Annotated in this window: 9 protein-coding genes; all 9 read right to left on the bottom strand. The window is 44.0% G+C overall.

Annotated features, from left to right (window positions below; all coding sequences use genetic code 11):
• Nucleotides 1-28 precede the first annotated feature (28 nt).
• Nucleotides 29-904: a succinate--CoA ligase subunit alpha gene (gene sucD, locus ACTQ9T_RS07170; RefSeq protein WP_440464605.1), complete on the bottom strand. Its 876-nt coding sequence runs from the start codon at nt 902-904 to the stop codon at nt 29-31.
• A gap of 159 nt (nt 905-1,063) precedes the next feature.
• A complete protein-coding gene (gene sucC / locus ACTQ9T_RS07165; protein ID WP_240216310.1) occupies nt 1,064-2,230 on the bottom strand; it encodes an ADP-forming succinate--CoA ligase subunit beta in 1,167 nt (388 codons plus the stop codon).
• 159 nt (nt 2,231-2,389) lie between these two features.
• A complete protein-coding gene (lpdA, locus tag ACTQ9T_RS07160; RefSeq protein ID WP_201589356.1) occupies nt 2,390-3,844 on the bottom strand; it encodes a dihydrolipoyl dehydrogenase in 1,455 nt (484 codons plus the stop codon).
• A 247-nt stretch (nt 3,845-4,091) separates the two neighbouring features.
• Nucleotides 4,092-5,351, bottom strand: a complete 1,260-nt coding sequence (gene odhB / locus ACTQ9T_RS07155; protein WP_210540907.1) for a 2-oxoglutarate dehydrogenase complex dihydrolipoyllysine-residue succinyltransferase — start codon at nt 5,349-5,351, stop codon at nt 4,092-4,094.
• Between the two features lie 141 nt (nt 5,352-5,492).
• Entirely contained in the window at nt 5,493-8,372 is a 2,880-nt protein-coding gene (locus ACTQ9T_RS07150) for a 2-oxoglutarate dehydrogenase E1 component (RefSeq protein ID WP_440464604.1), read from the bottom strand.
• Between the two features lie 832 nt (nt 8,373-9,204).
• Nucleotides 9,205-9,915 (bottom strand): succinate dehydrogenase iron-sulfur subunit, encoded by a 711-nt coding sequence (locus tag ACTQ9T_RS07145; protein ID WP_010200796.1) that lies wholly within the window; start codon nt 9,913-9,915, stop codon nt 9,205-9,207.
• 180 nt (nt 9,916-10,095) lie between these two features.
• Nucleotides 10,096-11,946 (bottom strand): succinate dehydrogenase flavoprotein subunit, encoded by a 1,851-nt coding sequence (gene sdhA, locus ACTQ9T_RS07140; RefSeq protein WP_440464603.1) that lies wholly within the window; start codon nt 11,944-11,946, stop codon nt 10,096-10,098.
• Nucleotides 11,947-12,201: 255 nt separating this feature from the next.
• Complete coding sequence (sdhD, locus tag ACTQ9T_RS07135; RefSeq protein ID WP_227500963.1) at nt 12,202-12,588, bottom strand: succinate dehydrogenase, hydrophobic membrane anchor protein; 387 nt, start codon at nt 12,586-12,588, stop codon at nt 12,202-12,204.
• A gap of 20 nt (nt 12,589-12,608) precedes the next feature.
• Nucleotides 12,609-12,995 (bottom strand): succinate dehydrogenase, cytochrome b556 subunit, encoded by a 387-nt coding sequence (sdhC, locus tag ACTQ9T_RS07130; protein ID WP_010200793.1) that lies wholly within the window; start codon nt 12,993-12,995, stop codon nt 12,609-12,611.
• Between the last annotated feature and the right edge of the window lie 218 nt (nt 12,996-13,213).

The raw sequence follows: 13,213 nt of genomic DNA, 5'->3' as shown, positions 1-13,213 counted from the left end.
GTAGTTACATTACAAAATTAATTCTGAATTACCAACCAGTAACTTCTTTTAACTTATCACCAAGTTTAGATGGGTCACGCGTATATGCGATACCAGCATCTTCAAATGCTTTGAATTTCTCTTCAGCAGTACCTTGACCACCAGAGATGATAGCGCCAGCATGACCCATACGCTTGCCTTCTGGAGCCGTAACACCAGCGATATAGCCAACCACTGGCTTAGTCACATGATCTTTGATATAAGCAGCTGCTTCTTCTTCAGCAGTACCACCGATCTCACCGATTAGGATGATAGCTTCAGTTTGTGGATCAGCTTCGAACAATTTCAGTGCGTCAATCTGGTTCATACCAGGGATAGGATCACCACCGATACCGATACAAGTTGACTGACCAAAACCAAGCTTAGTAGTCTGGGCTACTGCTTCATAAGTCAATGTACCAGAGCGTGAGATGATACCCACTTTACCCGGCAGATGGATATGGCCTGGCATGATGCCGATTTTGCACTGGCCTGGAGTGATAACGCCTGGGCAGTTAGGACCAACTAAACGCACGTCACCCGCTTCTTCAAGATAGCGTTTGGCTTTTAGCATATCGATAGTTGGTACGCCTTCAGTGATCACAACGATCAATTTAACGCCAGCATCGATTGCTTCAACGATAGAGTCTAGTACGAATGGTGCAGGTACATAGATAACAGAAGCGTCAGCTTGAGTCGCTTCCATGGCTTCTGCCATAGTATTAAATACTGGTAGGCCTAGGTGCGTTTGACCGCCTTTACCTGGCGTTACGCCGCCGACTACTTTAGTACCGTATTCGATCGCTTGCTCAGAGTGGAACGTACCATTTTTACCAGTGAAACCTTGTACCAATACTTTGGTATCTTTATCGATTAATACACTCATTATTTATTCCTTGTATTCGGTTGTCTTGTAATAGCTACCTGATGGTATGTTAACCATTAAATATAAATGATAAATGATAAATGTATACAAACAAGCTGCTATTACACGTTGACTACTATGCTTAAACGCTTATATTTAAAGGACTATGCCTCAAATATATTAAGCTTTAACAGCATCGACAATTTTCTGAGCCGCATCTGCTAAGCCTTGGGCTGTCGTCAGCTTAAGACCAGACTCTTCTAGAATTTGTAAGCCTTTTTCAGCATTATTACCTTCTAGACGTACAACGACAGGTACTTGTACATCGACTTCTTTAACAGCAGCGATAATGGCTTCTGCAATCATGTCACAACGTACGATACCACCGAAGATGTTGATTAGAACACCTTCAACGCTGCTGTCTTCAAGAATGATCTTGAACGCTTCAACAACGCGATCTTTAGTTGCACCGCCGCCAACGTCCAAGAAGTTAGCAGGCTTGCCGCCATACAATTTGATGATATCCATGGTCGCCATTGCAAGACCAGCACCGTTAACCATACAACCGATGTTACCTTCTAGGGCAACATAGTTTAGGTCAAACTCAGCAGCTTTAAGCTCACGCTCGTTTTCTTGAGTTTTGTCTTGTAATGCTGCAATTTTAGGCAGACGATATAGTGCGTTTGAATCGATACCGATTTTGCCATCAACACAAACGATTTCGCCATTTTCACGAACCGCTAATGGATTGATTTCCATTAGCGCAAAGTCGTTTTCAACAAATGCTTTATAAGCACCAGTCATCAATTTAACGAACTGGTTGATTTGCTTGCCTTCTAGACCCAGTTTGAACGCAACATCGCGCGCTTGGAAAGGCATTAGACCAACTAAAGGATCAACATGTACTTTAAAGATTTTTTCTGGCGTCTCGTTTGCTACTTCTTCGATATCAACACCACCTTCGGTTGATGCCATGAAAGTCACACGACGAGTCGCACGATCAACGACTGCACCAAGATATAGCTCAGTTTGTACTGGGTACATATCTTCTGCAACCAATACGAAGTTAACTGGTTGACCATCAGCGTCAGTTTGGAAAGTAACCAAATTGGTACCGATAAGCTCTTCAGTTACTTGCTTAGCTTCTTCACGAGTTTTAACCAGCTTTACACCACCCGCTTTACCGCGACCACCAGCATGTACTTGCGCTTTGATAACCGCAATGTCAGTTGGCGTTTTATCAAAAGCAGCAGCAGCTTCGTCGCCACTATAGGCGAGGATGCCTTCTTGAATCGGCAAACCGTAGCTTTTTAATAGCTCTTTTGCTTGATACTCATGTAAATTCATTGATTGTATCCTTTATTTTTTACAATTAATAAAAAGTGAAATCAAGTGCGCCCATGCATATATTAATCATACGTCTGACGCACTCATGATCGTGGCTATCGCCAAAATAGCGATACCACAATCAGGTTGTAAATCGATAATAATTAAACGAGCAACTGCTTATTTCTTGCGTTTTTTGCGCTGGATAGCGTGGATAGCACGGCCATCTGCAGATAGTGCCGCTTCGTGCACCGCTTCTGACATCGTTGGATGCGCAAACGTCATCAACTGCAAGTCTTCGATACTAGAGACAAATTCCATCGCAATCATACCTTGATGGACGATATCACCAGCACCGGCTGAGATAGCATGCATGCCTAGTAGGCGATCTGTCTTAGCATCAGCCACTACTTTGATAGAGCCTTCTGCTTCGCTTTGAGCCAATGCACGGCCGTTAGCTGCTAAGTTGAATGAACCCGTCTTGACTTCATAGCCAGCTGCTTCAGCTTCTTGCTCAGTCAAACCTACCCATGCAATTTCTGGGTGAGTATAAATGACATTGATGATGGTGTCATAGTTAACTTGAGCTTTTTCGCCATGAATACGTTCCACAGCCATCATGCCCTCTTCCATTGCTTTGTGCGCAAGCATAGGACCACGGACTAAATCGCCAATGGCATAAACGCCATCAAGATTGGTTTTGCACTGATCATTGACATCGATAAGACCACGTTCGGTCAATTGAATGCCACTGTCATCGCCAAGTAATTTTTCAGAATAAGCACGGCGACCAACACAAACGATTAGTTTGTCAAAGCTTTCCTCAGATGACTCACCTTTGTTTTCGCTAGTGACGACCACTTGATCATCTTTAACTTCAGCATTGGTTACTTTGGTATCGACACGGATATCAAGGCCTTGCTTCTTCAGCATTTTGCCAGCTTCTTTTGAGATGTCTTTGTCAGCGGCTGCTAAGAAACTAGGAAGTGCTTCATAGACTACAACCTCGCTACCCAAGCGACGCCATACTGAACCAAGCTCAAGACCGATAACACCGGCACCAATAACGCCTAAACGTTTAGGGACTGAGGTGAAATCAAGCGCGCCAGTAGAATCAACGATACGATCGCCGTCAGTTTTGGCAACTGGAATGTCGATAGGCACTGAACCTGCCGCCAAAATCACATTCTTAGCGGTAATAGTGCTTTCTGCTTCGTCTTCTAAAGCGACAAATTTAACTTGTTTGTCAGCGCCTTTGCCGTCAACCAACGTGCCCCAGCCTTGTAGCCAGTCAACGCCATTACCTTTCAATAATGCCGCAACACCGCCAGTTAATTGCTTAACGATGCCTTCTTTGCGTTCTATCATTTTTTCGATATCAATAGCGACATCGCCGGTGCTGATACCATGCTCATCAAGATCATGCTTGGTCGCTTCATAACGATGCGAGCTATCAAGCAGTGCCTTTGATGGGATACAACCAACGTTTAGGCAAGTCCCGCCAAGTGCTGGCTCACCTTTATAAACACGTTTTTCGATACAAGCAACGCTCATACCAAGCTGTCCTGCACGGATAGCTGCTTCGTAACCACCAGGACCGCCGCCGATAACGACTAAATCATAACTGTCTTTCATAGTACGTTCCTATTTCTATTTTATTTATCATTTATGCTATTGTTTATTTTATTAAGAGATAAACGATGTTTCTCGCTGCTAGTTAATACACTATATCAACGCCACACATTTATTTATCAAAAAACGCTAATAAAATATAGCTGCTGACGTTGCTACTCGAAACGGTAGCATCATTAAAAAACTATTTATACCACGCTACCAAAGTTAAAAAGCTTGTATCGGCGGTTGCCAATACAAGCTTAGAAGCTTATAGGTCTAAGAGGAGCATGGTTGGATCTTCGACCAACTCTTTGAGAGTAACTAAGAACTGTACCGCTTCTTTACCATCGATCATACGATGGTCATAAGATAGTGCAAGATACATCATTGGCAAGATTTTAACTTCACCATTAACTGCCATAGGGCGGTCATTGATGGCATGCATACCCAAGATAGCGGTTTGTGGCGGGTTCAAGATAGGCGTTGACATGAGTGAACCGAATACACCACCGTTTGAAATAGTGAAAGTACCACCAGTCATGTCATCTAGACCAAGCTTGCCTTTTTGAGCCAAGCCACCAAGTTCACGGATACGGCTTTCGACATCTGCCATGCTCATGCGATCGGTATCACGTAATACAGGAACAACTAGACCACGGTCTGATGATACAGCTACACCGATATCATAAAAACCATGATAAACAATGTCGTCGCCATCCAGTGATGCATTCACTGCTGGAAAACGTTTTAGCGCTTCAGTCGCTGCTTTGACAAATAACGACATAAAGCCTAGACGGACGCCATGACGCTTTTCAAACTGATCTTTATATTTGGTACGCATGTCCATTAACGGTTTCATGTTAACTTCGTTGAACGTCGTCAGCATCGCAGTTTCTTGCGTCGCTGACAATAAACGCTCAGCAACACGCTTACGAAGGCGTGTCATTGGCACACGTTTTTCGGTGCGCTCACCAGCTGATTCAGCTACTGGGCGACCGCTATCAGACTTAATAGAGCTGTCTGCTTTTAGCGTTGGGCTTGCCATATCAGTCTTGGTTACACGACCACCACGACCACTACCTTCGACGTCTTTAGGATCAACGCCGCTCTCTTTTGCCGCTTTACGGACTGCTGGGCTTTGATCTTTATGATCAGCTTCTTCTTTCTTATCTGTTACTTGTACTGGCTCGCCGCCATCTGCCGCTTGCTTTGCTTGTACTGGAGCAGCTGGCTGATCTGGATTCACGGAAGGAGCATCACCGTCATTACTGTCGTCTGCACCAGCGCCACTTGCGCCCGCTTCAAACTCTGCAATTAACTCATCAGACAATACAGTATCATCAACTTGCTTAACGATTTTGGTTACCACACCATCATCAGGTGCCACAACTTCTAATACAACTTTGTCAGTTTCAATTTCGGCCAATAGGTCATCACGGTTTACTTGTTGGCCTTCAGTGACATGCCATTCAACGATTGTGCCATCGGCAACCGATTCTGGAAAAACGGGGGCTTTGATCTCAGCCATCGATATACTCCTTAGATTTGGATATTGCTATTTATTATTAAGTCGTGATAGGCAGTCAGTACCGATCTAAAGTATTTACACCATACTGACTGTCATCGCCTGATTCATTTGTCTTATCTAGTCTGTTACTTTGACAACCTGCTACTTAGACAATTCGTCCACACTAATACCAAGACCGCCAGCGATTAATGCTTGTTGCTGTTGTACGTGTAATTTCGCAGAACCTGTCGCAGGGGCAGCACTAGGAGGACGTGCTACTGGCTCCATGACTTTTGCCTTGGTTGGATGCGGTACCACAATACGGAACATACTCGGTGCCAAGTAATACCAAGCGCCCTGATTAAGCGGTTCTTCTTGCGTCCAAACGATTTCTTTTAGGTTGCTGTATTTTTCAATTTCAGCAATCAACCGTTCTTCTGGCAATGGATAAAGTTGTTCGATACGGATGATGGCGACATGGTCAAGACAGAGCGCGCGGCGTTGTTCTAGCAAGTCATAATAAACCTTACCACCACATAGCACCATCCGAGTCACGTTGTCTGCGTTGTGCTCATCCATCTCTGGCAATACAGTCTCAAATTTACCATTGGCCAGCTCTTCGAGATTTGACGTAGCCAACTTATGACGCAATAGGCTTTTTGGTGACATGACGATCAATGGCTTACGAATCGGACGCACTGCTTGACGACGTAGGGCATGATAAATTTGCGCAGGCGTCGTTGGCGTAATGACCTGCATATTGTCTTCAGCACATAACTGTAAGAAGCGCTCAAGACGCGCCGATGAATGCTCAGGGCCTTGACCTTCGAAACCATGTGGTAACAACATAGTCAGACCGCACACACGCTGCCATTTGGTTTCGCCACTCGAGATGAACTGATCGATGACGACTTGCGCACCGTTGACGAAGTCACCAAACTGCGCTTCCCAAACGATCAATGCGTTTGGTACGGTCGTTGCATAACCATACTCAAAGGCCAATACGGCTTCTTCTGACAACAATGAGTTATAGGTGGCAAAACGCGCTTGTGTTTCGCTCATATGAGCCAGTGGCACATACATACTGCCATCATCGATATTGTAAATTTCACTGTGACGGTGAGCGAAAGTACCGCGGCCCACATCTTCACCAGTAATACGAACCAATACTTTATCGTTATCGACTAAAGATGCGTATGCCAATGTCTCAGCAGCACCCCAGTTAAGAGGCTCTTCGCCAGTTTGCATAGCCAAACGCTGATCAACGACTTTTTGAACTTGGCGCTGAAGCTTATAGCCTTCTGGCATTTCAGCCATACGACGTCCGTAACCTTTTAGGATTTCGATATCGACACTGGTATCCCAGTCATCAACCAAATCATGTCCTAGGTAAGGTTTCCAGTCTACAAATAGCTGCTCGTTAGGTTCTTGAACTAATGAGTTGGCAACATAGTCACCACGGTCTAAAGACTCACGATACTCATCTTCGTATTGCTTTTCTTGTTCAGCATTCAAGATACCATCTGCGATAAGCTTCTGTGCATAAATAGTACGAGTCGTCGGCAGTTTCTTAATAACGGCATACATCAAAGGCTGAGTGGCAGAAGGTTCATCTGCTTCGTTGTGACCGTTACGACGATAGCAGAAAAGATCAATGATGATATCTTTATCAAATTGATGACGATAATCTAATGCCAATTGTGCGGCAAACACGACCGATTCAGGATCATCACCATTCACGTGTAAAATAGGTGCATGTACCATTTTTGCCACGTCAGTACAGTATTCAGTTGAGCGAACATCTTCTTGACGACTGGTCGTAAAACCAACTTGGTTATTGATCACAATATGTACCGTACCACCAGTGGTGTAAGCACGAGTTTGTGACATTTGGAACGTTTCTTGAACCACGCCTTGACCAGCAAAAGCAGCATCACCATGGATGACGATTGGCAAGACTGAGTTACCGCCTTTATTGTCTAAAAGAGGTTGGTCATTACGACGAACCTGACGGGCACGTACTGACCCTTGCAATACTGGCGCAACGATTTCAAGGTGCGACGGGTTAAAAGCCAAAGCCAAATGCGCTTCGCCACCTGGCGTCATCACATTAGATGAGAAGCCGTTGTGGTACTTAACGTCGCCTGAGCCTTTTTCTGGCTGAACTTTACCATCGAACTCGTCGAACAAATCAGCAGGTTTTTTACCTAAGATATTCACCAATAAGTTCAAGCGCCCACGATGCGCCATACCGATAACCATCTCTTTGGTGCCATAACCGCCAGCACGTTGGATGATTTCATTGATAGCAGGGATAAAGCTCTCGCCACCCTCTAGACCGAAACGCTTGACGCCCGTATATTTACGCGCCAAATATTTCTCTAAGCCTTCGGCAGCGGTTAAGCGCTCAAGGATAGAGAGTCGTTTGTCTTTATCAAACTCAATATAACCCAGATTGCTTTCGAGATATTTTTCCATCCAGCGCTTTTCTGTACTGGTGGTAACATGCATATATTCGATACCGATATAACGACTATAAACACGTTCCATGATTTCAATAATTTCACGTAACGGTGCTTCGTCCTTGCCAATATTCAAATCATTGGTGGGATATATGGTGTCTAGATCGGCTTCTGAAAGATTGTGATACTCAAGCGTCAAATCTTCTACTTCAGCGCGTGGGTGCAGATCTAATGGATCGAGTTTTGCGCGGCGGTGACCACGGCGACGATAAGCAGAAATCAGCTGCTGTACGCCCATTTGCTTAGGATCGGCACAGTCAGCTGCATTGCTAGTCGTTGTGGCTGCAGGAGTGCCCTTGTTCGCCGTTTGATTGCGAGCAAGTAACAAAAACTGGTCTTTAATAGCATTATGCTGAGCATCGTTTGGCGATTTGTATTGTTCGAAATACGCTTGCCAATCCGTATCAACACTAGTAGGGTCAGTCAGGTATTGCTCATAAAGCACTTCGATATAGTTGGCATTATCAGCGGCCAGTTCAGTATGTTCTACGTCTGCGGCTTCTTTAGTTATACTATTCATAATAATCGTCTATTTGATAGATAAATGAATGGAATCGTGCTTATTATTGTGTCGTTCGTTGTACATTTGATATTTTGACTTTTGAGCTTAAACAGTAATAAGATTTGCTATTGCTGATGACTAATAATTTCTGATGACTAATATTCTGATAACTAATATAAGGCATCGTTGTTCTTACTGTAATAAGTAGCGTTCATCATTATCGATAAAAATATGTCAAGTAATAATGATGGCGCTACTACAACACTCAGCTCAAACAATAGCCATCTGATAAAATTATTTGTGAACGTCCAGTTTTCTTGTCTGACTCGTTTCACAACATTAATTTATATATACTGCTATCAGCTATAACCAATTTATTAATGATAATACCTTTTGCAAATACCCTATCGTTCAGCTAGCCTATAAATTGGCTGTTTTCGCTGAAATGTCTTCTTATGAAGGATATTTATTGTCATTTTTGGCAAACATACATTGCTGTATAGCTTAGCATGCATGCCTTGCACGACATAGTTTGTTTGCTCAATAGTAGGTATTTACATAATGAATATCTATTATAAACCTCTTACTCCGTGCATTTCTACTGCTAATTATATAGACAGTTCGTTTACATAACAGGACTTCTTACATACCACCAACGTATTGTTAATACTGGCTTACTTTTGACCAGCGATTTAACGCGTTTTAGCCAAATGCGCCTCTCCAAATAGTAAACAGAAATACCTCTTCTATCTCCTACCCATACGCAAATCTAGCTAATAAAAAACACCGCCTAATACTGAGACGGTGTTTCATTATGATATGTACATAAACTAGGCAGCGATTAACTCGTTTAACCTGCTTGGTCTATCAGCATGTTACGTAGATGACCGATTGCTTTGGTAGGGTTCAAACCTTTTGGACAAACTGATACACAGTTCATGATACCGCGGCAACGGAACAAGCTAAACGGATCGTCTAAGCGAGCTAAACGTGCTTGAGTATCACCGTCACGGCTATCAGCGACGAAACGATAAGCATGCAGTAATGCTGATGGACCTAGGAACTTATCAGGGTTCCACCAGAACGATGGGCAGCTGGTTGAGCAGCACGCACATAGAATACATTCGTACAGACCGTTTAGCTTTTCGCGTTGCTCAGGTGACTGCAAACGCTCTGTTGGCGGTGCTGGCTGATCGTTGATTAAGTACGGGTGTACTTTTTCATACTGCTCGTAGAATTGGTTCATATCGACGACCAAATCACGAACCACAGGTAAACCCGGCAACGGACGAACAGTAATTTTTTCGGGTAGCGTGTTCATGTTGATAAGACAGGCTAGACCATTTTTGCCATTGATGTTCATGCCATCAGAGCCACAAATGCCTTCACGGCAAGAGCGACGGAAGGTGATGGTTTCATCTTCCTTTTTCAGGCGTAATAACACGTCAAGCAACATACGATCTGAGTCTAACAACTCAACTGTATAGGTTTGCATACGTGGCGCTGCGTCCAGATCAGGATCGTAGCGATAGATTTCGATGGTGCGAGTACCTCGGCTCATAATGCTAAACTCCACACGTAGGTGATGGCGGGCGTACAAAGGTTGCAACATATCAGCGCTAGATAGAGTATCTTTATCACAGCGCTGGCATGAGCATGTAGCTGGCGGTCACCTTTTTAATAAATTAATAAGGGATAAAACGTTAACGCTGTTCATAGAGACCAGCGGCGCAGTCAAAAATTAATAGACGCGAACTTTTGGCTCGATATAATCAACGGTCAATGGCACTTTGCGAACTGGCTTATAAATAATGCGGTTGCCTTCAGAGTACCAAAGCGTATGCTTCATCCAGTCATGATCGTTACGACCGTTTGGTGCATAGTCATCATCTTCTGGACGGTCATAATCAGACACACTGTGTGCGCCGCGACTTTCATGACGCATCGCTGCTGATATCATTGTTGCTTTAGCCACTTCATATAGATTAGCCACTTCGAAAGCTTCGATACGGGCCGTGTTAAAGACTTGTGATTTATCAGCCAAATGAATCTGGTCGATTTTGTCGCCTAGCGCTAAGATTTTCTCAACGCCTTCGTCCATCATCGCTTGCGTACGGAATACACTGGCATGTGTCTGCATGGTCGCACGAATTTCGTCCGCAACGTCTTGAGCATTATAGCCTTCAGTCGATTGTTGCAGTTTGTCTAAACGCTTCACTGTAAAATCAAGGACACGTGGATCAAGTGGTTTATAGTTGTGATCGGCATGATGGAATTCATCAACGATATGTTTACCTGCCGCACGACCAAATACCAATAGATCAAGTAGTGAGTTTGTACCTAGACGGTTGGCACCGTGAACACTGACACAAGCACATTCGCCAATAGCGTAAAGACCTTTAACGACAGTGCCTTTCGTGTATAGACCTTCGTCATCCGTACCCGCTTCTAGATCAGGAGTGATTACTTGACCATGAATCGTGGTTGGAATACCGCCCATCATATAGTGAATGGTTGGGATTACTGGAATTGGCTCTTTAGTGATATCAACGTTGGCAAAGTTTTTACCAATCTCAAATACTGATGGCAAACGCTTCATGATGGTTTCAACACCTAGATGCGTCATATCCATAACGATATGGTCCGCATTAGGGCCACAACCACGGCCTTCTTTGATTTCTTGATCCATAGAACGTGATACGAGATCACGTGGTGCCAAGTCTTTCACAGTTGGCGCATAACGCTCCATGAATGCTTCACCATCTTTATTACGTAAGATAGCGCCTTCACCACGACAACCTTCGGTCAATAGTACGCCTGCACCATGAACGCCTGTTGGGTGGAACTGCCAGAATTCCATGTCTTGTAATGGAATTCCAGCACGGACCGCCATGCCAATACCGTCACCAGTATTGATATAAGCGTTGGTAGATGCGGCAAAGATACGGCCTGCACCACCTGTCGCTAGGACAGTAATCGGTGACTGGAATACAGCTACAGTACCCGTCTCTTGCTCAAGTGCGATAACGCCATTGATGTTGCCGGCTTCGTCTTTGATCAAGTCAAGAGCGATCCACTCGATAAAGAACTCAGTACCTTGCTCTAGGTTTTTTTGATATAGCGTGTGCAATAGTGCGTGACCTGTACGGTCAGCAGCGGCGCAAGCACGTTGTACCGCTTTTTCGCCATAGTTTGATGTATGACCACCAAACGGACGTTGATAAATCGTGCCATCTTCGTTACGGTCAAACGGCATGCCCATGTGCTCAAGCTCATAGACGACTTTTGGCGCTTCACGGCACATATATTCGATAGCGTCTTGATCACCTAACCAATCTGACCCTTTAACGGTATCATAAAAGTGAAAATGCCAGTTATCATTGCTCATGTTACCCAAACTTGCACCGATACCACCTTGAGCAGCAACCGTGTGCGAACGCGTTGGGAATACTTTGGTCAGGACTGCAACCTTCATGCCCGCTTCTGCCAAGTGTAGTGAAGCACGCATACCTGAGCCACCACCACCAACGATAACTGCATCGTAGTTGAGGGTCTTAATATTACTAATGGTATTATCTTGTCTAGTTGCCATTACGGTTTTCCTAATGCCTGTTAATGCTTAGAAGTAAATAAAAAGGCTGTCTCAAAATCATCCTATTGCTGGACAAAACACTGTATTGTCTCGCCCCTACTTGAAATTATCAAAGTGGATGACGCAAACAACCTTTAGCCACCTAATTTGCATATCTATCTTTATATTGGGTTCGCTCACTGACTAAACCATAGCGCACCTATTATATAAGTGACTGACTAAGTCAGTAATATCCAACGCTATGATTGGCTATAGTTAAACGGCAACAACACCGAAACCAGTACCCCAAAAAATCATGATGCCCCAAAATAAAAACACTAAAATAGCAATAATCATCAATGACTGTAGCACTAAGCGTAGACCTGCTGCGCTTGAGCCTAGTTTGCCAGTGGTAATATAATCAGTGAACACGGTCCACATACCAACCCAAGCATGGCCAGCTAGTGCAAGTACCGCCACTAAGCTAAATAAACGCATAGGCAGACTGGTCATGAATGATGACCATTCAAGATAAGTAACGTCGCCGTGCGTCAAAAAGAAGCCCAGCAATACCACACTATAAACAGCTAAAACGACAGCGCTAATACGCTGGATAATCCAATCGCGTGAGCCTGAACCGGTCAGACCAGTCGCACTTTTGATTCCTGAATCATTTTTAATCATTAGAACATCACCCATACAAATGACGCGACAATTAGAATCGCTGCAATCACAAAACTAACCATAGACGCAGTGCGGCCAGATTTTAGTTCTTCATTCATGCCCATATCAGCAAATAAGTGCTTGATACCCATCACAAAGTGATAAGCAATCGCCGCAACGAATATCCATGCTAAAAAGCGCACAAGTACGTTGTCAAATACGGTCTCAAAACTCTCAGGCGACGCCAATGAGTTCTGTAGTAACCACAGCATGACAGGAATCAATAAAAATAGAATAATGCCAGAGATACGATGCAAGATTGAGGCGATCGCAATCGGTGAGCGATTAACGCTAATCACTTGGCTTAAAGGCAGATCAATAGGTCGGTTGCTTTTCACAGCGGGCATCCTTTTTGCGGTTATACTCCTGTATCTGCTAACAACCACTGCTTGATATAAATAGTATCAAGTTAGGTATTGAGCAACACACGAGACGAATAAAGTAAGGAAGAGCTAGCTGACTTCGTTTAGTTTGCGCTAAATATGAAGAAATGGTCGGATGGTAAACGGTGTAGCAGGACTCGTTAAATTGATAAGCTTTTTAATAGCGGCTCATCGACTAACCA

The sequence above is a fragment of the Psychrobacter sp. ASPA161_6 genome (assembly GCF_051970285.1).
In the GTDB taxonomy this organism is placed as follows: Bacteria; Pseudomonadota; Gammaproteobacteria; order Pseudomonadales; family Moraxellaceae; genus Psychrobacter; species Psychrobacter glaciei.
This window is presented reverse-complemented; position numbering and strand designations above follow the sequence as displayed.

What these genes read in the sequence shown, in the direction of transcription:
- sucD (WP_440464605.1), bottom strand. Translation starts at nt 904, where the DNA reads ATGAGTGTATTAATCGATAAAGATACCAAAGTATTGGTACAAGGTTTC.
- sucC (WP_240216310.1), bottom strand. Translation starts at nt 2,230, where the DNA reads ATGAATTTACATGAGTATCAAGCAAAAGAGCTATTAAAAAGCTACGGT.
- lpdA (WP_201589356.1), bottom strand. Translation starts at nt 3,844, where the DNA reads ATGAAAGACAGTTATGATTTAGTCGTTATCGGCGGCGGTCCTGGTGGT.
- odhB (WP_210540907.1), bottom strand. Translation starts at nt 5,351, where the DNA reads ATGGCTGAGATCAAAGCCCCCGTTTTTCCAGAATCGGTTGCCGATGGC.
- ACTQ9T_RS07150 (WP_440464604.1), bottom strand. Translation starts at nt 8,372, where the DNA reads ATGAATAGTATAACTAAAGAAGCCGCAGACGTAGAACATACTGAACTG.
- ACTQ9T_RS07145 (WP_010200796.1), bottom strand. Translation starts at nt 9,915, where the DNA reads ATGAGCCGAGGTACTCGCACCATCGAAATCTATCGCTACGATCCTGAT.
- sdhA (WP_440464603.1), bottom strand. Translation starts at nt 11,946, where the DNA reads ATGGCAACTAGACAAGATAATACCATTAGTAATATTAAGACCCTCAAC.
- sdhC (WP_010200793.1), bottom strand. Translation starts at nt 12,995, where the DNA reads ATGCCCGCTGTGAAAAGCAACCGACCTATTGATCTGCCTTTAAGCCAA.